General features: G+C 72.1%; 25 protein-coding genes. 13 read left to right on the top strand and 12 right to left on the bottom strand.

Annotated elements, in window-relative coordinates; translation table 11 throughout:
* The first annotated feature begins 26 nt into the window (after positions 1 to 26).
* The 9 genes from OG594_RS00570 to OG594_RS00530 all read left to right on the top strand — a co-directional run bounded on the left by OG594_RS00570 (position 27) and on the right by OG594_RS00530 (position 8,674).
* A complete protein-coding gene (locus tag OG594_RS00570; RefSeq protein ID WP_266594549.1) occupies positions 27 to 842 on the top strand; it encodes an SRPBCC family protein in 816 nt (271 codons plus the stop codon).
* Between the two features lie 33 nt (positions 843 to 875).
* Positions 876 to 1,664 carry an aldose 1-epimerase gene (locus tag OG594_RS00565; protein WP_266594548.1) on the top strand — a complete coding sequence of 263 codons (789 nt, stop codon included), beginning with the start codon at positions 876 to 878 and terminating at the stop codon, positions 1,662 to 1,664.
* Positions 1,665 to 1,697: 33 nt separating this feature from the next.
* Positions 1,698 to 2,261, top strand: a complete 564-nt coding sequence (pyrE, locus tag OG594_RS00560; protein ID WP_266594547.1) for an orotate phosphoribosyltransferase — start codon at positions 1,698 to 1,700, stop codon at positions 2,259 to 2,261.
* 425 nt (positions 2,262 to 2,686) lie between these two features.
* Positions 2,687 to 3,709, top strand: coding sequence for a class II fructose-bisphosphate aldolase (gene fbaA, locus OG594_RS00555; RefSeq protein WP_030012792.1), 1,023 nt, complete (start codon positions 2,687 to 2,689; stop codon positions 3,707 to 3,709).
* A gap of 200 nt (positions 3,710 to 3,909) precedes the next feature.
* Entirely contained in the window at positions 3,910 to 4,653 is a 744-nt protein-coding gene (locus OG594_RS00550; protein ID WP_266594546.1) for a ScbR family autoregulator-binding transcription factor, read from the top strand.
* A 272-nt stretch (positions 4,654 to 4,925) separates the two neighbouring features.
* Positions 4,926 to 5,339 (top strand): DUF3151 domain-containing protein, encoded by a 414-nt coding sequence (locus tag OG594_RS00545; RefSeq protein WP_150258495.1) that lies wholly within the window; start codon positions 4,926 to 4,928, stop codon positions 5,337 to 5,339.
* 166 nt (positions 5,340 to 5,505) lie between these two features.
* The gene (locus tag OG594_RS00540) at positions 5,506 to 6,360 is read left to right on the top strand and encodes a tryptophan 2,3-dioxygenase family protein (protein ID WP_266594545.1); all 855 of its coding nucleotides are present in this window, start codon (positions 5,506 to 5,508) and stop codon (positions 6,358 to 6,360) included.
* Positions 6,353 to 7,624 (top strand): kynureninase, encoded by a 1,272-nt coding sequence (gene kynU / locus OG594_RS00535; protein ID WP_266594544.1) that lies wholly within the window; start codon positions 6,353 to 6,355, stop codon positions 7,622 to 7,624. The genes OG594_RS00540 and kynU overlap by 8 nt, the downstream gene beginning before the upstream one ends.
* 171 nt (positions 7,625 to 7,795) lie before the next feature.
* On the top strand, positions 7,796 to 8,674 hold the full coding sequence (locus OG594_RS00530) for an alpha/beta hydrolase (protein ID WP_266594543.1): 879 nt from the start codon (positions 7,796 to 7,798) through the stop codon (positions 8,672 to 8,674).
* A gap of 55 nt (positions 8,675 to 8,729) precedes the next feature.
* Here the strand turns inward: OG594_RS00530 and OG594_RS00525 are convergent, their stop codons facing one another.
* From OG594_RS00525 to OG594_RS00500, 6 genes are all read right to left on the bottom strand, one after another.
* Positions 8,730 to 9,683, bottom strand: a complete 954-nt coding sequence (locus OG594_RS00525) for a hypothetical protein (protein WP_266594542.1) — start codon at positions 9,681 to 9,683, stop codon at positions 8,730 to 8,732.
* A 63-nt stretch (positions 9,684 to 9,746) separates the two neighbouring features.
* The gene (locus OG594_RS00520; RefSeq protein ID WP_266594541.1) at positions 9,747 to 10,709 is read right to left on the bottom strand and encodes an MASE1 domain-containing protein; all 963 of its coding nucleotides are present in this window, start codon (positions 10,707 to 10,709) and stop codon (positions 9,747 to 9,749) included.
* A 170-nt stretch (positions 10,710 to 10,879) separates the two neighbouring features.
* Positions 10,880 to 11,137 carry a hypothetical protein gene (locus OG594_RS00515; RefSeq protein WP_266594540.1) on the bottom strand — a complete coding sequence of 86 codons (258 nt, stop codon included), beginning with the start codon at positions 11,135 to 11,137 and terminating at the stop codon, positions 10,880 to 10,882.
* Positions 11,138 to 11,191: 54 nt separating this feature from the next.
* Positions 11,192 to 12,028, bottom strand: coding sequence for a PP2C family protein-serine/threonine phosphatase (locus OG594_RS00510; protein ID WP_266594539.1), 837 nt, complete (start codon positions 12,026 to 12,028; stop codon positions 11,192 to 11,194).
* 189 nt (positions 12,029 to 12,217) lie between these two features.
* Complete coding sequence (locus OG594_RS00505; RefSeq protein ID WP_266594538.1) at positions 12,218 to 12,733, bottom strand: carboxymuconolactone decarboxylase family protein; 516 nt, start codon at positions 12,731 to 12,733, stop codon at positions 12,218 to 12,220.
* Between the two features lie 205 nt (positions 12,734 to 12,938).
* Positions 12,939 to 14,222 carry an adenylosuccinate synthase gene (locus OG594_RS00500; protein WP_030010833.1) on the bottom strand — a complete coding sequence of 428 codons (1,284 nt, stop codon included), beginning with the start codon at positions 14,220 to 14,222 and terminating at the stop codon, positions 12,939 to 12,941.
* A gap of 184 nt (positions 14,223 to 14,406) precedes the next feature.
* On the opposite strand from OG594_RS00500, the gene OG594_RS00495 reads away from it, so the two are divergent.
* Positions 14,407 to 15,240: a diacylglycerol kinase family protein gene (locus OG594_RS00495; RefSeq protein ID WP_266594537.1), complete on the top strand. Its 834-nt coding sequence runs from the start codon at positions 14,407 to 14,409 to the stop codon at positions 15,238 to 15,240.
* Positions 15,241 to 15,296: 56 nt separating this feature from the next.
* Positions 15,297 to 15,842, top strand: a complete 546-nt coding sequence (locus tag OG594_RS00490; RefSeq protein WP_266594536.1) for a hypothetical protein — start codon at positions 15,297 to 15,299, stop codon at positions 15,840 to 15,842.
* A 58-nt stretch (positions 15,843 to 15,900) separates the two neighbouring features.
* On the opposite strand, the gene OG594_RS00485 is transcribed toward OG594_RS00490, so the two are convergent.
* The 5 genes from OG594_RS00485 to OG594_RS00465 all read right to left on the bottom strand — a co-directional run bounded on the left by OG594_RS00485 (position 15,901) and on the right by OG594_RS00465 (position 20,942).
* Entirely contained in the window at positions 15,901 to 18,294 is a 2,394-nt protein-coding gene (locus OG594_RS00485; RefSeq protein ID WP_266594535.1) for an excinuclease ABC subunit UvrA, read from the bottom strand.
* A 55-nt stretch (positions 18,295 to 18,349) separates the two neighbouring features.
* Positions 18,350 to 18,766, bottom strand: a complete 417-nt coding sequence (locus OG594_RS00480; protein WP_266594534.1) for a VOC family protein — start codon at positions 18,764 to 18,766, stop codon at positions 18,350 to 18,352.
* Between the two features lie 10 nt (positions 18,767 to 18,776).
* A complete protein-coding gene (locus OG594_RS00475) occupies positions 18,777 to 19,196 on the bottom strand; it encodes a helix-turn-helix domain-containing protein (RefSeq protein ID WP_266594533.1) in 420 nt (139 codons plus the stop codon).
* A gap of 163 nt (positions 19,197 to 19,359) precedes the next feature.
* A complete protein-coding gene (locus tag OG594_RS00470) occupies positions 19,360 to 19,800 on the bottom strand; it encodes a hypothetical protein (protein WP_266594532.1) in 441 nt (146 codons plus the stop codon).
* A gap of 587 nt (positions 19,801 to 20,387) precedes the next feature.
* Positions 20,388 to 20,942, bottom strand: a complete 555-nt coding sequence (locus tag OG594_RS00465; protein ID WP_266594531.1) for a GbsR/MarR family transcriptional regulator — start codon at positions 20,940 to 20,942, stop codon at positions 20,388 to 20,390.
* Positions 20,943 to 21,014: 72 nt separating this feature from the next.
* On the opposite strand from OG594_RS00465, the gene OG594_RS00460 reads away from it, so the two are divergent.
* Together OG594_RS00460 and OG594_RS00455 are read left to right on the top strand one after the other, a co-directional pair.
* Complete coding sequence (locus OG594_RS00460) at positions 21,015 to 21,908, top strand: ABC transporter ATP-binding protein (protein WP_266594530.1); 894 nt, start codon at positions 21,015 to 21,017, stop codon at positions 21,906 to 21,908.
* Complete coding sequence (locus tag OG594_RS00455; RefSeq protein ID WP_266594529.1) at positions 21,905 to 23,542, top strand: ABC transporter permease; 1,638 nt, start codon at positions 21,905 to 21,907, stop codon at positions 23,540 to 23,542. The genes OG594_RS00460 and OG594_RS00455 overlap by 4 nt, the downstream gene beginning before the upstream one ends.
* Here OG594_RS00455 and OG594_RS00450 read toward each other — a convergent pair.
* On the bottom strand, positions 23,539 to 24,747 hold the full coding sequence (locus OG594_RS00450; RefSeq protein ID WP_266594528.1) for a cytochrome P450: 1,209 nt from the start codon (positions 24,745 to 24,747) through the stop codon (positions 23,539 to 23,541). The genes OG594_RS00455 and OG594_RS00450 overlap by 4 nt on opposite strands.
* Positions 24,748 to 24,762: the final 15 nt, after the last annotated feature.

Genomic DNA, 24,762 nt, shown 5'->3' with positions numbered 1-24,762 from the left:
CGGGTCTCGTCGGTAGGCTCGACCACATGGAGCATCAGGTGTTCGTTCCGGTACCGGCAGACCATCTCCGCGCCGTGCTGCGCGACCCCGCCCGGGTGGCCCGGTGCGTGCCGGGACTCCAGCAGGACGCCGACACCGATTCCGGGCCGGTCTCGGGCCGGCTGAAGGTCCGCGTCGGCGGGAGCACCGTGACCTACCGGGGCGCCCTGACCGTCACCGAGCGCGACCCCGGGCACTTCGCCTTCGTGGGCGAGGGCGCGGAGGCCCGGGGCAGCGGGACCGTGAAGTTCGCCCTCGACCTGCGGCTGACCCCGGTCCCGGACGGGACCCGGCTGGACTTCACCACCGAGACCACCGCCGACGGGCGCGCCGCCGCCTTCCCGCCCGAGGCCACGGCCACCGCCGTGCGGCGGCTGCTGGACCGGGCCGCCGGCCTGCTGACCCTCGGCTCCGTGGGCGACCCGGTGGCCGAAGCCGAGGAAGCCGAGGAAGCGGAGGGCGGAGCGGGTCCCGGGTTCGTCGAGGACGACAGCACCGAGGTCACCGCCTCCCTCTTCGAGACCGACGTACCGCCGTCGTCCCTGGACCCCTTCCTCGCCGGCCGGTTCGAGGGCTCCGACGGAGCCCCGCGGCCCCCGGCCGAGGCCGCCCACGCCCGCCGCACCATGATCGGTCGCAGCGCGGAGGAGGTGGACCACGCACCGCCGCGCGGCCGGTACGCCCCGGTCCCCGCGCCCGCCTCCGCCTCCGCCGGTGACAGCCTGCGCTGGATCGCCCCGGCCGCCGCCTTCGCGCTCGCCTCTGCGGTCGTCATCGGCCGAGCCCTGCGGCGCCGTCGCTGATCAGCGGGCCCGGGCCGCATTAGGGTCGACCGCATGAGTACGCAACTGAGCGCCGGCGGCGCCGAGGTGACGGTCGACCAGCAGAACGGCTGCCGGATCAGCAGCCTGCGCATCGACGGAACGGAACTGCTGCGTCAGGGGCCGAGGTTCGGGGCCTTCCCGATGGTCCCCTGGTGCGGCCGGACGGCGAACGGGCAGTTCCGCGACGGCGCGACCGTCCACCAGATGCCGCTCAACCACCCGCCGCACGCTCTGCACGGCTTCGGCCGCGACGCGCCCTGGCGCCCGGCCGGGGCCACCGCCACAGAGGCCGCCTTCGCCTACGACCTCGCCGACCCGTGGCCGTACCCCGGCCGGGTGACCCAGGTCGTCACGCTCACCGAGGACTCGCTGACCCTCACCATGGGCGTCGAGACGTACGGGGACTCCTTCCCGGCCCAGGTCGGCTGGCACCCCTGGTTCCTGCGCAACCTCGGGGCCGGCGGCCCGGACGCGGAGGTCTCCTTTGACCCCGCGTGGCAGGAGGAGCGCGGCGCCGACCACATCCCCACCGGCAACCGCATCGACCCGAAGCCCCGCCCCTGGGACGACTGCTTCGGCATGCCGCACGGCGTCGACGTCACCCTCACCTGGCCCGGCGCCCTCGCACTGCGGGTCACCAGTCGGGCCGAATGGGTGGTCATCTACGACGAGGAGCCCGAGGCCGTGTGCGTGGAGCCCCAGTCGGGTCCGCCGAACGGGCTGAACACCCTCCCGCGCCTGGTCACCCCGGTGGACCCGCTGGAGGTCTCCACCACCTGGACGTGGCGCCGGCTCGGCTAGGTCCGCTTCTCGGCCCCCTCTAAGCTCAGGGGCATGAGTGACGTCAACGAAGTAACGCCGTCAGGCACACGCGATGCGCTTTTGCAGCAGATCAAGGACAAGGCCGTCGTGCACGGCAAGGTGACCCTCTCCTCCGGTCTCGAGGCCGATTACTACATCGACCTCCGCCGGATCACCCTCGACGGCGAGGCGGCTCCGCTGGTCGGCCAGGTCATGCTCGACCTCACGGCCGACCTCGACTTCGACTGCGTCGGCGGTCTGACCCTGGGCGCCGACCCGGTCGCGACCTCGATGCTGCACGCCTCCGCGGCGCGCGGTGAGCGCCTGGACGCCTTCGTCGTCCGCAAGGCGCAGAAGGCCCACGGCATGCAGCGCCGCATCGAGGGCACCGACGTGAAGGGCAAGCGCTGCCTGGTGGTCGAGGACACCTCGACCACCGGCGGTTCCCCGCTGACCGCCGTCGAGGCGGTCCGCGAGGCCGGCGGCGAGGTCGTCGCCGTCGCCACGATCGTGGACCGCGGCGCGGCCGACGCGATCGCCGCGGCCGGCCTGCCGTACCTCACCGGATACCTCCTCCAGGACCTCGGCCTGTCCTAGGCCCGGCTCCGTTCCCCCGGCCCGGCCCGGCCCGGCTCGGTCCTGGTCCGGCTCCGGCCCCTGGCCCGGCTCTGGTCCCGGCCCTGCTCGGTCCCCGGCCCGGCTCTGGTTCGGGACCGGGGGCTACCCCGGTCGGGGCCCCTAGCCGGCCCCGTGCGCGCCCCGGGTCAGCTCCGGTCCAGCCTCGTCCGGCCACTGCGAGAACTGGTGACGATGGCCCTCGGCCGCCCCCGGACCGGCCTGACCTGCCCTTTCCCGGGTGCCCGGGGTGTTTCACGTGAAACATCTCGGGCCGTTCGCCCACCACGTGAGACCGGCAGTCTGGACCCCTGCGCTGAGTCTGGAAAGATAGGCGCGACGATGACGTCGCCCCCAGGTCAGGGCCCGCAAGAAGCACACTCCCCGCACAACCAAGGAGCCGGCAGATGCCCATCGCAACCCCCGAGGTCTACAACGAGATGCTCGACCGGGCGAAGGCAGGCAAGTTCGCCTACCCGGCCATCAACGTGACCTCCTCCCAGACCCTGCACGCTGCCCTGCGCGGCTTCGCGGAGGCCGAGAGCGACGGCATCATCCAGATCTCCACCGGTGGGGCGGAGTTCCTGGGTGGCCAGCACAACAAGGACATGGTCACGGGCGCGGTCGCCCTGGCCGAGTTCGCGCACATCGTGGCCGCCAAGTACGACATCACGGTCGCCCTGCACACGGACCACTGCCCGAAGGACAAGCTGGACGGCTACGTCCGTCCGCTGCTCGACATCTCCGCCGAGCGCGTGGCCCGCGGTCTGAACCCGCTCTTCCAGTCGCACATGTGGGACGGCTCCGCCGAGACCCTGGCCGACAACCTGGCCATCGGCCAGGAGCTGCTCGCCAAGGCCGTCGCCGCCAAGATCATCCTTGAGGTCGAGATCACCCCGACCGGCGGCGAGGAGGACGGCGTTAGCCACGAGATCAACGACGAGCTGTACACCACCGTCGACGACGCGATCCGCACCGCCGAGGCTCTCGGCCTGGGCGAGAAGGGCCGCTACCTGCTGGCCGCCTCCTTCGGCAACGTCCACGGCGTCTACAAGCCGGGCAACGTCGTCCTGCGCCCCGAGCTCCTCAAGGACCTCCAGGCCGGTGTCGCCGAGAAGTACGGCAAGGCCTCGCCGTTCGACTTCGTCTTCCACGGCGGCTCGGGCTCCACGGCCGAGGAGATCGCCACCGCGCTGGAGAACGGCGTCGTGAAGATGAACCTCGACACCGACACCCAGTACGCCTTCACCCGCCCGGTCGTGGACCACATGTTCAGCAACTACGCCGGTGTGCTGAAGGTCGACGGCGAGGTCGGCACGAAGTCGAAGTACGACCCCCGCACCTGGGGCAAGGCCGCCGAGGCGGGCATGGCCGCGCGCGTCGCCGAGGCGTGCGCGAACCTGCGCTCCACCGGCACCAAGCTGAAGTAGTCGCCCCCGGCGAGCCGTACCGCAGGGCCCGGCCCCCGTCCCACGACGGAGGCCGGGCCCTGCGGCGTTCCTCCTCCCCGGTAGGGGTGACGGCGGCGGTGGACGGTGCCCGCACGATGGTGTGAACTGCCCCCCGGCGGCGGTACGTGTCGGGGGCAGGTACGGACCGATCGGTCGGGCCGGGGAAGGGGCAGGTGCACATGAGGGCCGAACGCACGCAGGTGAAGCAGGACCGCGCCGTGCGAACCCGCCGGGCGATCCTGGAAGCCGCCGCCGTCGTGTTCGAGGACCGGGGCTACGGCGCAGCCAAACTGACCGACATCGTCAAGCTCGCCAACGTCACCAAGGGTGCGCTCTACTTCCACTTCGACTCGAAGGAAGACCTGGCGCAGGCCGTGATCGACGCCCAGGTCAGCATGCACGCGCCGGTCACCCCGCAGGAGTTCAGTGCGCAGGAGTTCGTCGACGTCGGCATGGTCTTCTCGCACCGCCTCCGGTACGACGTGCTGATGCGCGGCAGCGCCCGGCTCACCCTGGAGCAGAACGGCCGGGAACTGGACCGGGCGGCGCCGTACCAGGGGTGGATCGACCTGCACACCGCCCTCATGGTGCAGGCGAAGGAGCGCGGCGAACTGCTCCCGCACGTGGACCCGTCGGGGCCCTCGCGGCTGGTGGTCGGAGCCTTCGCCGGGCTCAACGTGATGTCGCAGACCCTCGGGCTCGACCTCGACCGGGAGGTCTCGGCGCTCTACACGAGCCTGCTGCCGAGCGTGGTGGTCCCGGCCGTGGCGGCCCGGCTCGACACCGCGCCGGGCCGCGGCGCGAGGGTGTTGCACGGTCCGGACGAGGCCCCCCGGTGCGACTGCTCCGCAACGCAGCCGGCGCTGACATCGCGTCCGCCCGCGCCCCGCGAGCCGGTCGGGGCGCCCGCCCCCGCGAACTGACCCGGCCCTCCCGCGCCAAGGCCCGCAGGACCCGCACACGGCGGTGCGGTGACACGGAAGGACGCCGGGTCCCACGCCCCCGCGCCCGGCCATGCGCCTGACGGGCCGCGGACCAGCGCACACTGCGGTGCGGTGACGCCGAAGGGCACCGGGTCTCACGCTCCCGCGCCCGGCCATGCGCCTGACGGGCCGCGGACCAGTGCATACGGCTGGGCGGCGACAGCGAGGGGACAGCGGGTTTTGCGGACCACCGCACCCGGCAGACTGGGGGCATGTCCATTCACCAGAACCTGCTCGGGGGCCCCGCCCCCACCCACCTGCCCGACGAGCCCGGCCGCGAGGCCATCGCCGCCGGCACCCCCGCCGTCGAGGTGGCGGCCGCCCACCCCACGTCGTCCCTCGCCTGGGCGGTCCTCGCCGACGAGGCCTTCGCCGCCGGCAGCACGGTCGAGTCGTACGCCTACGCCCGTACGGGCTACCACCGCGGCCTGGACGCGCTGCGCCGCGCCGGATGGAAGGGCCACGGCCCGGTGCCGTGGGAGCACGAGCCGAACCGCGGCTTCCTGCGCGCCCTGCACGCCCTGGCCCGCGCGGCCGAGGCGATCGGGGAGAAGGAGGAGTACGAGCGCTGCTCGACCTTCCTGCGCGATTCGTCGCCGACGGCCGCGGACACGCTGAGCGCCTGAGTCCGTACGGCGGGGAGTGACACGCACCGAAAATGTGTGGTCTGTGTCACTCTCCGCTGGAGCGTTGGCGCGAGGGTGTCCTATGCTGCGGGCAGGGGACCGGGGCTCCACTCACCTCACGGAAGGGGCGGACCGCTACCCGGAAGCACGTGTCGAGGAGACAGCGATGTCGAAAACCCTTGATGCCTCCGGAGTCGGCGGGTCGGAAACCCCGAACCTCGACTTCGACGGCACGACCCCGTACGAGGACTACGTCCAGGCGGACGTCCTCACCCACCTCCAGCACCTCCGCTCGGACGACCCGGGCGAGATGGTCTTCCTGGTCACGACCCAGGTCATGGAGCTGTGGTTCACGGTCATCGTCCACGAGTGGGAAACCGCCGCGAAGGCCTTGCGCGAGGACCGCATCCCGGTCGCGATGGATGCGCTGAAACGTTCCCTCCGTGAACTCGAGGCCCTCAACGCCTCCTGGCGCCCGCTCGCCCAGCTCACCCCGGGACAGTTCAACGCCTACCGCGCCGCCCTCGGCGAAGGTTCCGGTTTCCAGTCGGCGATGTACCGCCGGATGGAGTTCCTGCTCGGCGAGAAGTCCGCCTCCATGCTGGTCCCGCACCGGGGCGCCCCGCGCGTCCACGCGGAGCTGGAGAAGGCCCTGCACGAGCCCAGCCTCTACGACGAGGTGCTGCGGCTGCTCTCCCGCCGCGGCCTGCCGGTCCCGGACGCCGTCCTGAACCGCGACCTGTCGCTGCGCTACGAGCCCTCGGCCGAGGTCGAGGCCGTCTGGACGGGCCTGTACGCCGCCCCGGACGACAACGGGACCGTGGACCTGCACCGCCTCGGCGAGGTCCTCACGGATGTCGCCGAGCTCGTCTGGCGCTGGCGCAACGACCACCTGGTCGCCACCCGCCGCGCGATGGGCGCGAAGACGGGCACGGGCGGCTCGGCCGGCGTGACCTGGCTGGAGAAGCGCGCGACGAAGAACGTCTTCCCCGAGCTCTGGACGGCCCGCAGCTATGTCTGACCACTCCACGGACATTGCAGCGGACCTCCCGGCGGACCCCTCGGCGGACCTCCCGGCGGACCCCTCGGCGGACGTTTCGGCGGACCTCCGCAGCCGTGCGGCCGAGCTGGACGCCGCCGACGGGCTCGCGAAGCTCCGCGAGCGCTTCACCCTCCCCGAGGGCGTCGTCTACCTGGACGGCAACTCCCTCGGCGCCCTCCCGGCCGGTGTCGCGGACACCACCGCCGACGTCGTCGCCAGGCAGTGGGGCGAGCTCCTCATCCGGTCCTGGGACGAGAGCGGCTGGTGGACCGCGCCCGAGCGGATCGGCGACAAGATCGCCCCGCTCATCGGCGCTGCCCCCGGCCAGGTGGTCGTCGGTGACTCCACCAGCGTCAACCTCTTCAAGGCGCTGGTCGGCGCCGCCCGTCTCGCGGCACCCGGCCGGACGAAGCTGCTGGTGGACGCCGCCACCTTCCCCACCGACGGCTACATCGCGCAGTCGGCGGCCCGGATGACGGGCCTGACCGTCGTCCCGGTGGACCCCTCGCACGCGGCCGAGGCCGTGGACGGGGACACCGCCGTGGTGCTCCTCAACCACGTCGACTACTGCAGCGGACGGCTCCACGACCTCCCCGCCCTCACCGCGGCGGCCCGCGCCGCCGGGGCGGTCACGGTCTGGGACCTGTGCCACTCCGCCGGGGCCCTCCCCGTCGGCCTCGACGAACACGCCGTCGACCTCGCGGTGGGCTGCACGTACAAGTACCTCAACGGCGGCCCCGGCGCGCCCGCGTACCTGTACATCGCCGCCCGCCACCAGGCCGGCTTCGACTCCCCGCTCCCGGGCTGGAACGGCCACGCGGATCCGTTCGCGATGACCCCGGCCTTCGAGGCGGCCCAGGGCGCGACCCGCGGGCGCGTCGGCACGCCGGACATCCTGTCCATGTTGGCCCTTGAGTCGGCGCTCGACGCCTGGGACGGGGTGTCCGTCGAAGACGTACGGGCCAAGTCCCTCGCCCTGACCGACTTCTTCCTCGAATGCGTGGCGGCGTACGTCCCGCAGGGCCGGGTCGAGTCGGCCACCCCGGCCGAGCACGGCCGCCGCGGGAGCCAGATCTCGCTGCGGACCGAGAACGCCCGCGAGGTCATGGGAGAGCTGATCTCCCGAGGCGTCATCGGCGACTTCCGGGCACCCGACGTCCTGCGCTTCGGCTTCACCCCGCTCTACGTCGGGTTCGCCGACGCCGAGCGTGCCGCGCGGACACTGGGTCACATCTTCGGGTGACTCGGTAGCGAAACGTCACATCACCGGGCGGGCGGGGCTACGGCCCCGTCCGCCCGGTCATATTCCGGGCCCCGCACGGAAGCGCCTGTTCCAGACTGATACGGTCCCGCTCTGCCGGAACACCGGAACATCTGTCCCCGCTGTCCCACGCGTTACCGAGAGGTTGAGCCGATGACGGACCCCGCCGCAGTGGAACGGGATGCCGCGGAGGCCGCCTCGGCCTTCGCCCACCCGGCCGTGGCGCCGGACGTGACCGCCGCGTACGGGGAACACCCCGACCACGTCGTCGACTTCTACGCCCCGCGCGGCGACGTCCAGGAGCCGGCGCCGCTCGTGGTGCTGCTGCACGGGGGCGCGTGGCGGGCCCCGTACGACCGGCAACACGTCACGCCGTTCGCGGACTTCCTGGCCCGCCGGGGTTTCGCCGTCGCCAACGTCGAGTACCGGCGCGGCAGTTCTGTCCCGCACCAGAACGCCGAGGGGCCGGTCGCCGGGCGCTGGCCGGAGACCTTCGACGACGTCGCCGCCGCGATGGACGCCCTGCCGGGGCTGGCGGCCGACGTGCTCCCGCAGGCCGATGTCCGCCGCACGGTCGTCACCGGCCACTCGGCCGGCGGCCACCTCGCACTGTGGGCCGCGGCCCGGCACGTGCTCCCGGCCGGCTCCCCGTGGCGGCTGCCTTCCCCGCCGATGCTGCGGGGCGTGGTGGCGCTGGCCCCGATCGCGGACTTCGCCGTGGCGGAGGAACTGGGCGTGTGCGGCGGCGCGAGCGGGCAGCTGCTGGGCGGGGCCGACCACTGGGACGAGCGGCTGCCGTACGCCGATCCGGCGGCGCTGCTGCCGACGGGGATCGCCACGGCGGTGGTCCAGGGCCGGGACGACATCGTGGTCCCGCAGCAGGTGGCCGAGGCGTACGTGGCGGCGGCCGCGAAGGCGGGGGAGATGGTCGGGCTGACCCTGCTGGACGCGGTCGGTCACTTCCCGCTGATCGACCCGGCGGCGGACGCGTGCGCGGTGGTCGCCGAGGAGATCTCGCAGCTGGCCTGGTAGCGCCCCACCGCGCCCCACCCCGGCCGGGCGCGCCCCACCGCGGCCGGGCCGGTGCTCAGCAGTCGTAGCGGTGGGCGTACGGGGTGTCCGGGCAGCTGCGACAGACGAAGAAGTACATGCCGCCGAGGTCGCCCAGGCACATGTCGTGCCCGAACCCGTCCAGGGCGGCGGGGTCCGCCTCGGCCCGCCACGACGGGGTCGCGGCCGCCTCCTGGCGGGGGTCCCGGTCGTCCAGCGGAAGCCAACGGCCCGCGCCCGGTTCGGTCGCGGTGACGCTGAGCAGGTGGTCCATCCGGGTGCCGCAGACCGCGCAGTCGGGCCAGTTCGGCTGCTGGGTCCACCCCGGGTAGCCGCCGACCTTGCTCTGCTCCGTGGTGGCCACCTCGAAGTAGCTGTAGCCCCGTTCCTCCTGAAGGGCCTCGAACCGCTCGTCGAGCAGATCGCCGAGCCCCTCGGGCATGTCCCCGTTCGGATATTCCACCGCCGGTGTGGGGGACACCGTGCACGGGCGGGGCAGGAAGTCCTCCTCGACGGTGTGCGGACGGGGCGGTTCCCCGACGACGGCACCCGCGGCCGTCGTCGCCGCGCTGCGCCAGTGCAGCCGGGGGGCGGCCGCGTACGGGGCGGCTTCGTGGACCAGGGGGCACCACAGGATCTGCAACAGGTCGGTTCCGGCGGGGAAGACGAGGCCCGGCACGTCCCGTGCGTACAGCTGGACCACCGGGAGCATCGCGACCGGCTCGGGTCCGACCGGCGGGCTGAGCGGCTTGTAGTGGTCCGGTTCGGCGCACATCGGCCACGGCTCGTCCGCCGGCCACAGCAGCGGGCCGCCGAGGGAGCTGTCGCCCGGGCCCGGTCGTCCGGCCCGGGGGTAGAGCAGGGTGACCTCGCGGGCCGAGCCGGTCAGTTCCGGGAAGACCGCCTCCACGTCGAAGGGGATCGGTGCGAGCGGCCGGGGCCCGGGCGGCCGGGCTTGAGCGGTGGTCTGCTGCGGATGCCCTGACGGCATGGACGCCCCCCTGTTCGTGTCGCGCACCACGACCCTATCCCCCGCCTCCGACAGCCGGCCCGCCTAGAGGTCCGGTTTGCCCGGGGTCAGTTGCTCCACCAGTTCGGCCAGGTCATCGCAGACCTGCTCGATCTTCAGGCGGACGTTGTTCTGCTCGGTGACCAGGGCCGACAGCAGTAATCCGGTCAGGGCCGCCGCACCGTTGAGGCCCTGGAGGTTGATCATGACTTCGAGGAGGGTGTGGTGGGCGAACGGCCCTGCGTGGGCGGTCGCCGCGGCGATCGTCAGGACCGACACCAGCAGGGTGACCGGAGCGCTCCCGGCGAGCTGGAAGCGTACGGCCGCCCAGATGATCAGCGGGAAGACGAGGAAGAGCAGCGAGAGGGGGCTGCGGGTGGCCACGAGCGTGACGGCGACGGAGGCGACCACCAGGGCCGCCGCTTCGGCCGCACGGTAGCCCTCCCGGGGCCGCCGGACCGTCAGGAGCCGGCGCAGGACGAGCAGGAGCGGGGTCACCACGAGCACGCCCATCGCGTCCCCGGCCCACCAGGCCGACCAGACCGGCCAGAACTGCGACATCGGCAGGTCCCCGGTGAGCACCAGCGTCCAGGTCCCGATCGTCGCGCTGATCAGCATGGGCAGCAGACCGCCCAGGAAGACCAGCGCCAGGGCGTCCCGCAGCCGGTCCATCTCGGTACGGAATCCCACCCGGCGCAGCATCAGGTACGCGCACACGGGGGCGAGGACGTTCCCCGCGACGATGATCAGGCCGGGCGGGTCGAAATCGGTGATCTGCTCGATGGTGAGGTACGTACCGAGCGCGATCCCCGGCCACGCCCGCAGGCCCAGCCAGAGCAGGGAGGTCACCGCGATGCCCGTCGGCAGCCACAGGGGCGTGACCTCGGCGTCGTTGACGACCACGCGCTGGTACAGCCCGATCAGTCCGCCCAGGTAGTAGGCGACGGCGACGGCGAGGATCGGCAGCAGAGCTGCGGGCAGACGTCGCCATCCCTCGGTGCGCACCACAGCATCAGACAACAGCCCGGCGCCGCCGCGGGCCGTGACACGCGCGAGGTCCTGTCCGACGGGTCGTCCGCGTGGTGGTGTGGGAGGCGTTCGTCAGCTCGGGAGGGAGCGACACGGACGAGGACTGCGAGGACTACGAGGACTTGCGAGGACTGCGAGGACTACGAGGACTACGTCCAGGGCGTGATCGACCGGCCGAGCCAACGGAACTGGATGTCGTCCGGCTCGTCCCGACGCTCCAGCACTCCCGCCGCCGTCAACTGCACGAGCACCTCGTGCAGTGCGTTCCCCAGCGGGTTGTCGGTCCAGAACACCCACTTGACCTGCGTGAACGTCTCAGCCTCGGAGAAAATCCCCAGCGCGCGGCCCACCTTGAAGGCAGCACCGTCCCAGTCGTTCCAGTCAGCCAAGCCCTCGGAAAGATCCATGGGGAGATCTTGACAGCGCGCGTTCACATCCGGTGAACGTCTTCGGTCACCGCACTAGCCCGGCCCTTCCGGATCGGGCCGGGCGTCGTGGCTGAGTACGAGCACGGCGGCGTCGTCGGCGTGGCCGGTGGAGTCGGCCACCTTCATCACCTCTGCGGCCAGCTCGCCCGGATCCGTGCCCGCGGCCTCCCGCACGACCCTGGCCACCCGCTCCAGTCCCCTCTCGATCGGGAACTTCGGCCCCTCGACCACGCCGTCGGTGAGCAGCACGATCGACCCCGCCCGCGTCAGTCGGCGCCGGGTCACCGCGTACCCCGCCCCGGGCACCAGGTTCAGCGGCGGGCCGCCGTCGTCCTCGGAGATGCCGTACGCGCCGTCGACGGTGGCCCAGACCGACGGGACGTGGCCGGCCCGGGCGGTTTCCAGCTCCTGCGTCTCCGGATCGAAACGGAGCAGGCTACAGGTCGCGAAGAGGTCGCGGTCCATGGAGAGCAGCACCTCGTTGGCCCGGCTCAGCACCTCGCCCGGATCGACGACGACGGCGGCCACGGCGCGCAGGCAGATCCGTACCTGCCCCATGAACGCGGCCGCCTCCACGTCGTGCCCCTGGACGTCACCGATGCAGAAGGCGAGCGCTCCCTCGGGCAGCCGGAAGCCGTCGTACCAGTCGCCGCCGATGTCCAGGCCGTGCCGGGCGGGCGCGTACCGGGCGGCGGTCCGTAGGCCCGGCAGCGCGGGCAGCGAGGCGGGCAGCATCTCGCTCTGCAGCGCCTCGGCCAGGTCCACCCGGGCCTGCTGCAGCTCCACCCCGCGGCGGGCCTGGTCGGCGAGCCGCCCGAGCGTGCTGAGCAGGTCGGCGCTGGCCGCCCGCGGGGCACGGCGAGGAGTCACGGAACGCTCCGAGGTGCATCCATTCGTCCCTGCTTCCGCTGCGCGAAAAGCCCGTGCACATCATATTTCCGCCCACCCGGAACCCGCCCCCCGAGACCGGGCCCGCCCGGCACGGCCCCCCAGCGGCCCCAGCGGCCCCCGGCGGCCCGCGCAGCGCCTGCGGGGCCAGCAGGGGCTGTAGGGGGGGCCTCAGCCCCACTGCTCGTCGGCCAGCGAGCCGACCGGCTGCGGCTTGCCGATGACGGCCAGGGCGATGAAGAAGCTGATCTGGCCGATCGCGATGGTGAGGGTGGCGAGGGCCTTCTCGTCGTAGTGCGCGGCGACCTCGGCGTACAGCTCGTCGGTGACCCGCTCGCGGCCGTGCGGGGCGGGCTGGAGGGTGGCCTCCACCAGGGCGAGGGCGGCGCGCTCGGCGGCCGTGAAGTAGGGGGCGTCCTGCCAGGAGGAGACGGCCGTGATGCGCTCCTCGGACTCCCCGGCCTTGCGGAGGAAGCCGGTGTTCAGGACGGTCAGGTAGGTGTTGCCGACGATCTGCCCGGCCCGCAGGTGGACCAGGCTCATCGTGGTCCGCGGCACCGAGCGGTTGCCCGTGGCCCGGAAGAGGGCGGCGCTGATGTCGTTCAGCTCGGGGACGAAATCGGCCGGGTTCGGCATCCGCGAGAGGGAGGTGGGGGAGGTGTTCGTGTGCGTGTAAGTGTGCGTCATGGTCGCTCTCTCCTTCGGTCGGTGTCTGCACAGCACTGACGGAGGGGAGCGCACGGATGTGACGGGGGACGGGACACTTTTTCGCGCTGCGGGTCCGGGCGGCGTCCCGGGTGGTGTTCGACGGGCCTTCCGCGGCGCTCCGGGAACGCCGGAGGGGCGGCGGGCGCGGGGTGCGCCTGCCGCCCCTCCGGGGGGACCGGGTTTCCTAGAGGAACGAGTTGATCTCGATCGTCTCGGTGCGGCCGGGGCCGACGCCGATCGCAGAGATCGGGGCGCCCGACATCTCCTCCAGGGCCTTGACGTAGGCCTGGGCGTTCGCCGGCAGGTCCTCGAAGGTCTTGGCCTTGGTGATGTCCTCGGACCAGCCGGGGAGGTATTCGTAGATCGGCTTCGCGTGGTGGAAGTCCGTCTGCGAGTACGGCAGCTCCTCGACGCGCTTGCCGTCGATCTCGTACGCGACGCAGACCGGGATCTGCTCCCAGCCGGTCAGTACGTCCAGCTTGGTGAGGAAGAAGTCGGTGAGGCCGTTCACACGGGTGGCGTAACGTGCGATCGGCGCGTCGAACCAACCGCAGCGGCGGTCACGTCCGGTGGTCACGCCGCGCTCGCCGCCGATGCGGCGCAGGTCCTCGCCGTCCTGGTCGAACAGTTCGGTCGGGAACGGGCCCGCGCCGACTCGGGTCGTGTAGGCCTTGAGGATGCCGATGACTCGGCTGATCTTCGTCGGGCCCACGCCGGTGCCGGTGCAGGCGCCGCCGGCGGTCGGGTTGGACGAGGTGACGAAGGGATAGGTGCCGTGGTCGACGTCGAGCAGGGTGCCCTGTCCGCCCTCGAACAGCACGACCTTGTCCTCGTCCAGCGCGTTGTTGAGGATCAGGGTGGTGTCGGCGACGTACGGCTTGATCTGCTCCGCGTACTGGAGCATCTCCTCGACGATCTGGGCGGCGTCGATCGCGCGGCGGTTGTAGAGCTTCGCCAGGAGCTGGTTCTTGCCCTCCAGCGCCGCTTCGACCTTCTGGACGAGGATCGACTCGTCGTAGAGGTCCTGGACGCGGATGCCGACGCGGTTGATCTTGTCCGCGTACGTCGGGCCGATGCCGCGACCGGTGGTGCCGATCTTGCGCTTGCCGAGGAAACGCTCGCCGACCTTGTCGAGGGTGACGTTGTACGGCGTGATCAGGTGCGCGTTGCCGCTGATGAGCAGCTTGGAGGTGTCGATGCCGCGCTCGTTCAGGCCGCGCAGCTCGGAGAGCAGGACGGCCGGGTCGACGACGACACCGTTACCGATGACCGGGGTGCATCCGGGGGAGAGGATGCCGGAAGGGAGAAGGTGCAGCGCGTACTTCTGGTCGCCCACGACGACCGTGTGGCCGGCATTGTTGCCGCCCTGGTAGCGCACTACATAGTCAACGGATCCACCGAGCAGGTCGGTGGCCTTTCCCTTGCCCTCGTCACCCCACTGAGCTCCGAGCAGCACAAGAGCGGGCACAGGCGTACACCTCTTCCGGATGGGGCATGTCCAAGGTCAGGGGGCGTACGACGATGTACACCGCAGGCTGAGCCGTCGGACCGGTGCCCCGGAATAGACGAAGGCCCTGGCGCAATAGCGCAAGGGCCTCTTGCACAAAGATGCTACCCGAGGAAGGACCGAGGTGTCGGCTCCAGAGCCCACCATGAGCCAAGCGGGCGCGCCGGTAGGCGGCCTGCTCGTGCTCGTCGACCCGGTCGCCCGCCGTCTTGACGGCGAGTCCGTGCGGATCGCGAAGGATGTGTTGTCAGCGGGCGCGGCAGCGAAGATCTGCCTCCCGGATTCGCAGGAGGAATTTGCGCGAGCGCTCGCCCGACGGGGTCATCGGCGGCTGGTGATCGTCGGTGACGACCGGGCGCTGGTGCGCGCCGTGGGGCTGCTGCACCGCGAGCGCGGGCTGGGGGAGGGACCTCTTGCCCTGGTCCCCGTGGGCCCGGTGGGTTCGCTGGGACTGGCGCGGTCCCTCGGCGTGCCGCTTTCCGCCGTCGCCGCGGCCCGGGCGGTCCTCGACGGTACGGTGCGCGCCTGTGACCTGCTGGTCGACGACAGCGACGGGGTGGTGCTCGGTGCGCTGCGGATCCCGCCGGTGCACGGGGTCCCACGGCCCGCCGGGCCGTCGGTGTGGAGCGCGTACCGCTCGTTGGTGCGGACGCTGGTCCGGCCGGTGGCGGCGGCCGGCGGTGCGGCCACGGGCCGGCACCGGCTGCGGGTCGAGGCCGACGGGGTGCTGCTGGCGGACGTGGACCGGCCCGTGGAGGACGTCTCGGTTCGCACCCGTGACGACGGCGGCGCGGCGGAGGTCGTGGTCCGGACGGGTGGCGGCAGCTCCGCCGAATCGACGGTCACGGCCCGGGCGAAGACGGTGACGGTGTCGGGCGCGGACTTCCGCTACCGCGCGGACGCGGCGCTGACCGGCCCGGTCCGCCGCCGTACGTGGACCCTGCGTCCGGGGGCGTGGACGCTCACCGTGCCCCGGTGACCACACCGGGTACACGGGATGCGCCGGGTGCGCGGGGCGAACCGGATGCGCCGGGTGTGCGGGGTCTGCGCGACGCGCTGGACGACTGGCGGCGCGACGCGCTGGACGACTGGCGGCGCGACGCGCTGCTGCTGTGCCTGCTGCCGGTGTTCTGCTGGCCGGTGGCGGTCGCGGCTGTGATGGGCCGGCCGCCGGCACCGGTGGCCGCGCTGGGCGTGGTGCTGAGCCCGGTACTGCTCGGGGCGCGGGAGTTGCTGGCCGTCCGGCGGGTCCGGCGCCTGTTGCGGGACCCTGCGGTGCGCTGGACCGCGCACGAGGCCGTGGTCGTTCGGGCGGGATGGCGGCCGCCGGTGCTGGCGCTCGCCGACGGGCGGCACCAGCTGACCCTGGGCCTGCTGGGCCGGCGGGTGCTGCCGCCGCGCCCGTGGCCCCGTACCGCCACCGCCCCGGCCACGGTGGTCGTGCGGCTCGCGGGCGACCCGGCCGCTGGCGGGGCCCTGTGGGCCCCGCACTCCGGCGCTCTGGGCTACGCCCGGCCCGCGCGCCGCGGGCGTGCGCTCCCGGTCGGGGCGCGGACAGGGCGAGTGCGGCCTCTTCGATGAGGTCGGTGACCGCCACGGGCTGCCACCGCAGTGGCCGCAGGTCCGGGGAGGGGCCGGGTCAGGCGCCGACGTACGCCGCGAGGTGCTCGCCGGTGAGGGTGGAGCGGTCCTCCACGAGGTCGGCCGGGGTGCCCTCGAAGACGATCCGGCCGCCGTCGTGACCGGCGCCGGGACCGAGGTCGATGATCCAGTCGGCGTGCGCCATGACCGCCTGGTGGTGCTCGATGACGACGACCGACTTCCCGGAGTCGACCAGCCGGTCGAGCAGGCCGAGCAGCTGCTCCACGTCGGCGAGGTGCAGGCCCGTGGTCGGTTCGTCGAGCACGTAGACACCGCCCTTCTCCGCCATGTGGGTGGCCAGCTTGAGCCGTTGCCGCTCGCCGCCGGACAGCGTGGTGAGCGGCTGGCCGAGGCTGAGGTAGCCGAGCCCGACGTCGGCGAGCCGGGTGAGGATGCGGTGCGCGGCGGGCGTGTGCGCCTCGCCCGCGCCGAAGAACTCCTCGGCCTCGGTCACCGACATCGCGAGCACCTCGCTGATGTCGCGGCCGCCGAGGCGGTACTCCAGCACGGACGCCTCGAACCGCTTCCCCTCGCAGTCCTCGCAGGTGGTCGAGACGCCGGCCATCATCGCCAGGTCGGTGTAGATGACGCCGGCGCCGTTGCACGTGGGGCAGGCGCCCTCGGAGTTGGCGCTGAACAGCGCCGGCTTCACCCCGTTGACCTTGGCGAACGCCTTCCGGATCGGGTCGAGGAGGCCGGTGTAGGTCGCCGGGTTGCTCCGGCGCGAGCCGCGGATCGCGCCCTGGTCGATGGAGACCACGTCCGCGTCGGGGGAGAGCGACTTGTGTAGCAGCGAGCTCTTGCCGGAACCGGCGACGCCGGTGACGACCGTGAGCACCCCGAGCGGGATGTCGACGTCGACGTCGCGCAGGTTGTTCGCCGTGGCTCCGCGGATCTCCAGCGCGCCGGTGGGCTTGCGCACCGACGGTTTGATCTTGGCCCGGTCGTCGAGGTGGCGGCCGGTGATGGTGCCGCCGGAACGCAGCCCCTCGACGGTGCCCTCGTAGCAGACGGTGCCGCCCGCGGTGCCCGCGCCGGGGCCGATGTCGACGACGTGGTCGGCGATCGCGATGGTCTCCGGCTTGTGCTCCACGACGAGCACGGTGTTGCCCTTGTCGCGCAGCCGCAGGAGCAGGTCGTTCATGCGCTGGATGTCGTGCGGGTGCAGGCCGATGGTGGGCTCGTCGAAGACGTAGGTGACGTCGGTGAGCGAGGAGCCGAGGTGGCGGATCATCTTGACGCGCTGCGCCTCGCCGCCCGACAGGGTGCCGGAGGCCCGGTCGAGGGAGAGGTAGCCGAGGCCGATCTCCACGAACGAGTCGAGGGTGAGCTGCAGTGCGGTGAGCAGCGGGGCCACCGAGGGCTCGGCGAGGCCGCGTACCCACTCGGCCAGGTCGTTGATCTGCATGGTGCAGGCGTCGGCGATGCTGATCTTCTTGATCTTCGAGGACCGGGCGCCCTCGCTGAGCCGGGTGCCCTCGCACTCGGGACAGACGGTGAAGGTGACCGCCCGTTCCACGAAGGCCCGGATGTGCGGCTGCATCGCTTCCTTGTCCTTGGACAGGAAGGACTTCTGGATCTTGGGGATGAGGCCCTCGTAGGTGAGGTTGACGCCCTCGACCTTGACCTTGGTGGGCTCCCGGTAGAGGAAGTCCTGCATCTCCTTCTTGGTGTACTTGCGGATCGGCTTGTCCGGGTCGAGGAAGCCCGACTCGGCGTAGACCCGCACGGTCCAGAAGCTGTCGGACTTCCAGCCGGGGATGGTGAACGCGCCCTCGGCGAGCGACTTGGAGTCGTCGTAGAGCTGGGTGAGGTCGATGTCGGAGACCGAGCCGCGGCCCTCGCAGCGCACGCACATGCCGCCGGTGCGGGAGAAGGTCGCCTTCACGGTCTTGGTCTTGGCTTCGCCGCGCTCGACCGTGATGCCGCCGCTCGCCCGGACGGAGGCGACGTTGAAGGAGTAGGCGCTGGGCGGGCCGATGTGCGGCTTGCCGAGCCGGCTGAAGAGGATGCGCAGCATCGCGTTGGCGTCGGTGGCGGTGCCGACCGTGGAGCGGGGGTCGCCGCCCATGCGCTGCTGGTCGACGGTGATCGCGGTGGTCAGTCCGTCGAGCACGTCGACTTCGGGGCGGGCCAGCGTGGGCATGAAGCCCTGTACGAAGGTGCTGTAGGTCTCGTTGATCATCCGCTGGGACTCGGCGGCGATCGTGTCGAACACCAGGGAGCTCTTGCCCGAACCGGAGACTCCGGTGAACACCGTCAGCCGGCGCTTGGGGATCTCGATGCTGACGTCCTTGAGGTTGTTCACGCGCGCACCGTGCACGCGGATCAGCCCGTGGCTGTCGGCGGCGTGCGGCGTCTGCTCGGGGTCCGGCGCGGTGGCCCTGCTCATCGTGTCTCCATCTCTCGGGCGGGCCGCCTGCGCGGACTCCTGCGGCAGTCGGCGGTCAGGACTTGCGGGGCTGGTTGAAGCGGAGCATGTTGCCCGCCGGGTCCCGGAAGGCGCAGTCGCGGACGCCGTACGGCTGGTCGACGGGCTCCTGGAGCACCTCCCCGCCGGCGGCCCGGATGTGTTCGAAGGTGGCGTCGACGTCGTCGGTGGAGAAGATCACGCCGCGCAGCAGGCCCTTGGCCAGTAGCTCCGCCATGGCCTGCCGGTCGGCCGCCGAGGCGCCCGGGTCGGCGAGCGGCGGTTCGAGGACGATCTCCACGTCCGGCTGGGTGGGGGAGCCGACGGTCACCCAGCGCATCCCTTCGAACCCGACGTCGTTGCGGACCTCCAGGCCGAGGACGTCGCGGTAGAAGGCGAGCGCCTTGTCGTGGTCGTCGACTGCGATGAAGCACTGCGAGAGGTTGATGTCCATGTCGTCGACGCTACGAGGAGGGTGCGGATTTCGCTTCTCCGTTCCTGACCGGTCGCGTGAGGATCTTGGCGACGCACGCCGGGATGGCCGCGCCGTCGTCGTGGCTGCGGGCCCGGTAGGCGCTCGGGGGCTCGCCGACGAGCTCGGTGAAGCGCGAGCTGAAGGACCCCAGTGAGGTACATCCGACGGCGAAGCAGACGTCCGTCACGCTCATGTCGCCGCGTCGCAGCAGCGCCTTCGCGCGCTCGACGCGGCGGGTCATGAGGTAGCTGTACGGGGTTTCCCCGAAGGCGGTGCGGAAGCTGCGGGAGAAGTGTCCCGGTGACATGAGGGCGACGTTCGCGAGTGCGGGGACGTCCAGTGGCTCCGCGTAGGCGCGGTCCATCATGTCCCGGGCGCGGCGCAGCCGTATCAGGTCCTCCAGGTTCATGCGTTCCAGCATGGCACGCAGGAGGTTTCCCGTCTGCGGGTACCGGTGCTTCCGGATCTTTTGCGCGGCGCCGGTACGCGGACCGGCGGGCCGTGGCCGCAGAGTTCCCGAACAGCGGCGCCGGCGGGCGCATCGCCCCGTGCCGGGTGTTCTGCACGGCCCTTCAGGGAGTCTTCGACCATACGTAGAGGGTGCCCGTCACCGTCGGATCGTCGCCGTGACCACCTGCGATGTGCTCGATCACCGCCATGGCGACGGCACCTCGGTCGGTGACGGAACAGAGGGAGGCTCCTACAACGATCCCTCTCGCCTCCTGGTCGTCGATCTTTGTCATGTTTACGGGGCCCAGGCCGGTGTTGGCCGCGGCCTTGCACGAGGCGAAAGACTGGGGGGTGCCCTTCCGCAGGATCCCGACCGTGGCCTGGGGCATCGCCCGGAGGCGGTAGTCGCAGCCTTCGTTCCAGTAGAGGAGTTCCGCGCCCCCCGCTTCGACCTCGGTCGGCTTGGTGATGTCTTTCGGCACGACGATCCGGCTCTGGCCCGTGTCGAGGTCGGTCAGCTGTTCCTCGAAGCTGGTGCACTGGCCGGGAGTGATGCCGAACATCGTCTGGTTCAGCGTGTACCCGGCAGGGGATGCCAGGTCAGCCGCGGGGGGTGACGTCTTCGAAGGTAATGGTGAGAGTGACGGGGGAGGGGCGATGCTGGACCTCGGCGGCGAGGTGCTCGGGGTGGGACCGTTCGCCTGGCTCCCCGGAGAGCCGTTGCCCGTGGTCGACGTCGGCGCCGGCAGGGCTTTGGCCGCAGGCGCGGAGTTGTTGGTGGTGGCGACGAAGATGCTGGCCGCGATGCCCGCGAGGGGAACGACGATCCCTGCGACCCACCAAGCCCAGCGGGGAGGTCCGGAGCGGGGAGGTCCGGAGCGGGGAGGTTCGGAGCGGGGAGGTTCGGTGGGTACGGTCGGAGCGTAGGCAGGTCTCGGTGGCACACCTGGCGTCGGGTCTGTCCCCATGTCCCCTCCGTACGACGCAGCTGACGGAGGATCGCCATAGTCAGCTTCGGCCGGGGTGATCGAGGGCTTTGCGCTCCGTGCATCGCCGATTTCCCGCCGACTCGGAACCCGGGTCGGTGCGTGACCAGGTGTGAGCCCGTTCGGGACGGCTCTGTGCCGGCTCCGGCCCGCTCCGGGTCCGCTCAGCCCAGGCCGATCGTCGCCTTGTGGGTCCGCCAGCGGTCCATGAGACCCAGCATTTCGCCCTGCATGAACTCGAAGAAGGCCGCCGTCTCCGCGACGCGGGCCCCGGCGGGAGAGTCCGTGCCGAGGGCGGCCGCGCCTTCGCGCAGGGTCTTCTCCCACAGGGTCAGGACCTGGTCGCGGCGCGTGAAGGTCTCGTACCAGAGTTCGTTGTGCAGGACGTACCGGTCGCGGCGCGAGCCCGGTTCGCGTTCGCGGCTGACCATGTTGACCTGGGTCAGGTAGGACACGGCGCCCGACACCGCGGCCGGGCTGATCCGTAGGGCCTCCCCCAGCTCCGCCGAGGTCATCGCGCCGCCGTCGCTGGCCAGCAACTGGGCGAAGACGCGCGCGGCCATCCGCTGCATCCCGGCCTCGGTCAGCTGCGCGGCGAACCGCTCGACGAAGCGGGAGACCGCGTCGCCGTCCCGGACGCCCGCAGCGGTGCCGGTGCCGGTACCGCTGCCGGTCCCGGTCCCGGTCCCCGCGTCCACATTCACCATGTCATCTGCCACCCTCCTGACTTTACGCGATTCCTGAGATTCTCAAGCTTCACAAATTTGTGAAGCTAGCGTACGTTCGGAAACATGACGAAGGCAATCAGCGTTGCCGGCCTCCACAAGGCATTCGGCCGTACCCGCGCCCTGGACGGACTCGACCTCTCGGTCACCACCGGCGAGGTCCACGGCTTCCTCGGCCCCAACGGCGCCGGCAAGTCCACCACCATCCGGGTCCTGCTGGGCCTGCTGCGGGCCGACTCCGGCACCGCCGAGCTCCTCGGCGGCGACCCCTGGGCCGACGCGGTCGCCCTCCACCGCCGCGTCGCCTACGTCCCCGGAGACGTCACCCTGTGGCGCAACCTCTCCGGCGGCGAGGTCATAGACCTCTACGGACGCCTCCGGGGCGGCCTCGACCGGACCCGGCGCGCCGAGCTCGTCGAGCGGTTCGAGCTGGACCCCACCAAGAAGGGGCGTACGTACTCCAAGGGCAACAGGCAGAAGGTCGCCCTCGTCGCCGCCTTCGCCTCCGACGTCGAACTGCTCGTCCTCGACGAGCCCACCTCCGGCCTCGACCCGCTGATGGAGGAGGTCTTCCAGGACTGCGTCAGCGAGGCGCGCGCCGCCGGGCGCACCATCCTGCTCAGCTCGCACATCCTCAGCGAGGTCGAGGCCCTCTGCGACCGGGTCAGCATCATCCGCAACGGCCGCACGGTGGAGACCGGCACCCTCGTCGAACTCCGCCACCTCACCCGTACGTCGATCAGCGCCGAGCTGGCCGGTCCGCCGAACGGCCTCGCACACCTGCCGGGCGTGTACGACGTCCACGTGCAGGGGCTGAAGGTCCGCCTCCAGGCCGACACCGACAAGTTGGACGCGGTACTCCGCTCCCTCACCGCGTCGGGGGTGCGGTCGCTGACCTCGACCCCGCCCACCCTCGAGGAGCTCTTCCTTCGCCACTACACCGAAGGGGCGTCCCGATGAAGAGCCAACTGGCCGGTACCGGGGCGCTGCTGCGGCTCGCCCTGCGCCGCGACCGCGTGATGGTGCCGGTGTGGACCCTGGTCACCACGCTCATGGTCGTGGGCATGCCCGGCTCGCTGGGCAGTGTGTACGCCACCGCCGCCGAACGCGCCCGGGCCGCCGCTTCGATGAACGCCAACAGCTCGATGCGCGCCCTGTACGGACCGGTCTTCGGTGATTCGCTCGGCGCCCTGACCGCCTGGCGCGGCGGCGTCTACGCCGCCGTCCTCGCGGCCGCCATGAGCCTGATCATCGTCGTGCGGCACACCCGTGAGGAGGAGGAGACGGGCCGTCAGGAGCTGCTTTCCGCCGCGATGGTGGGGCGGCGTGCCCCGCTGACCGCCGCCCTGCTCACCGCCCTCGTGGCCAACGCCTGCGTCGCCCTGCTCGTGGCGGGTGGTCTCGCGGGGCAGGGCGCGCCGGGCGCGGTCGCTCTCGGCCTGGCCGTCGCGGCCACCGGGACGTTCTTCGCCTGCACGGCCGCCATCGCCGCCCAGCTGACCGAGAGCGCCCGTGCCGCCAAGGGGATCGCGGCGACCGTGCTCGGCGCCGCCTTCGTCCTGAAGGCCGCGGGCGACGCCGGTACGGGGGGCGGCCGGTCGCCCCTGACCTGGGCCTCGCCGCTCGGCTGGGTGGAGAACGTACGGGCCTTCGCCGCCGAACGCTGGTGGGTGCTCCTCCTGTTCGCCGCCGCCGTCACGGTGCAGGCGGGCGCCGCGTACGCCCTGGCCGGGCGTCGTGACCTGGGCATGAGCTTCCTGTCGTCGCGGCCGGGGCCGGCCGAGGGGCGCCTGGGCACGGCGGGTGCGCTGGCCTGGCGGCTACAGCGCGGCAGCGTACTGGGCTGGGGCGCGGGCTTCCTGGTCGCCGGTGTCGTCTTCGGCGGGATGGCGGACGGCGCCGCGGACCTGGTCGGCGACAACGACCGGACCCGCGAGATCATCGAGCGGATGGGCGGGCAGGGCGGGCAGGGCGGGACCGGCGGGGCGGGTGGGGCGGGCGCGCAGGTCGCGCAGGGTGCGCAGGAGGCGCTCACCGACGCCTTCCTCGCCACGATGGCCGGCATGTTCGGCATGGTCGCCGCCCTGTACGCAGTCTCCTGCGTGCTCCGCCTGAGTGGCGAGGAGTCGGGCCGACGCGCGGAGCCGCTGCTCGCGAACGCGGTCGGCCGGCTGCGCTGGGCCGGCGGCCACCTGGCGGTGGCCTTCGGCGGTTCGGCGGTGATCCTGCTGCTGGCGGGCCTCGGTCTCGGCCTCGGGCACGGCCGGGAGCCGGGTGCGGCGATCGGCGCCGCGCTCGCCCAGCTCCCGGCGGTGTGGCTGATCGGAGCCCTGGCGGCGCTGCTGTACGGCGCGGTCCCGCAGTACGCGGCGGCCGCCTGGGCGGTGGCCGGAGGTGCGCTGGCCCTGGGCTGGATCGGCCCGGCGCTGAACCTCCCGCAGGCCGCCCTGAACCTCTCGCCCTTCGCCCACCTGCCCCGGCTCCCGGGAGCGCAGGCCCTGGACCCGGCGCCGCTGCTGGTCCTGACCGTGCTGGCGGTGGCCCTGACGGCGGCGGGCCTCGGCGCCCTGCGCCGCCGCGACATGATCGCCTAGAACTCCACCAGCAGTTGCTCCAGCCCCCGGATGACGTACCCGTCCCGCCACTGGGGCTCCTCGACGAGCCGCAGCGGCGGGACTCCGTCCGCCAGGAGCGCCCCGAAGGAAGCCTCCAACTCCCGCCGCGCCAGGGGCGCGCCGAGGCAGTAGTGGATCCCGGCCCCGAACGTCAGGTGCGGATTGTCGGCCCGTACGAGGTCCAGCGCGTCGGGATCGTCGAAGCGCGCGGGATCCCGGTTCGCGGACCCGAAGAGCAGTGCGACCTCCGCCCCGCGGGGGATGACGGTGTCACCGATCCGGATGTCGTCGAGCACCCAGCGTTCGAACATCTGGAGGGGAGTGTCGTAGCGCATGAGTTCATCCACAGCTGTGGACAACTTTTCGGGATCGTGGCCCGCACGGAGCGCGGCGAGCTGCGCGGGGTTGCGGAACAGCGCCCACCACCCGTTGACGGTCGTGTTGACGGTGGCCTCGTGCCCGGCGTTCAGCAGGAGCACACAGGTGGAGATCATCTCCTGCTCGCTGAGCCGCCCCTCCTCATCGTGGGCGGCGATCAGCCCGGAGATCAAATCCTCCCCGGGGCGGCTCCGCCGCTCGGCGATCAGCCCCCGGAGGTAGGCGCTGAACTCGACGCTCGCCCGCACCGCGCGCTGCGCCGTCTCCTCGTCGGGCCGGAGCTCGAACATCCCGCAGATGTCCGCCGACCAGGGCCGCAGCAATCCGCGGTCCACCTCGGGCACGCCCAGCAGCTCCGCGATCACCGCCACCGGAAGCGGCTCGGCGACGACGGTGAGCAGATCCCCGCCCCCGTCCGCACGCAGCCGCCCCACCAACTCCCCGGCCAGCCGCTGCACCGCGGGCACGAGGCGCTCCACCGTCCGCGGGGTGAAGGCCTTCGCCACCAGCCTGCGCACCCGCGCGTGCGCGGGATCCTCCAGGTCCAGCAGGCCGTTGCCGTTGAGCACGTGGAAGGGCTCGTGCTCCGGCGGCGGCGCCTCGCGGCCGAACTCCTCGTGCGAGAACCGGTGGAGGTAGGTCCGCCCCAGCCGCCGGTCCCGCAGCAGCGCACTCACGTCGGCGTAGTGCGGCACCAGCCACTGCCCGGTGGCCTCCCACCACACGGCCCGCCCCTGCTCCCGCAACTCCCGGTACGCCGGATACGGATCGGCGACGAACGCGGCATCCCACGGATCAAAACCCATCCCTGCACCCTAAAC

The organism is Streptomyces sp. NBC_01214 (assembly GCF_026340975.1).
Classification (GTDB): Bacteria; Actinomycetota; Actinomycetes; order Streptomycetales; family Streptomycetaceae; genus Streptomyces.
Note: the sequence above shows the minus strand (reverse complement) of the source record. Positions and strands in the feature narration are given on the sequence as shown.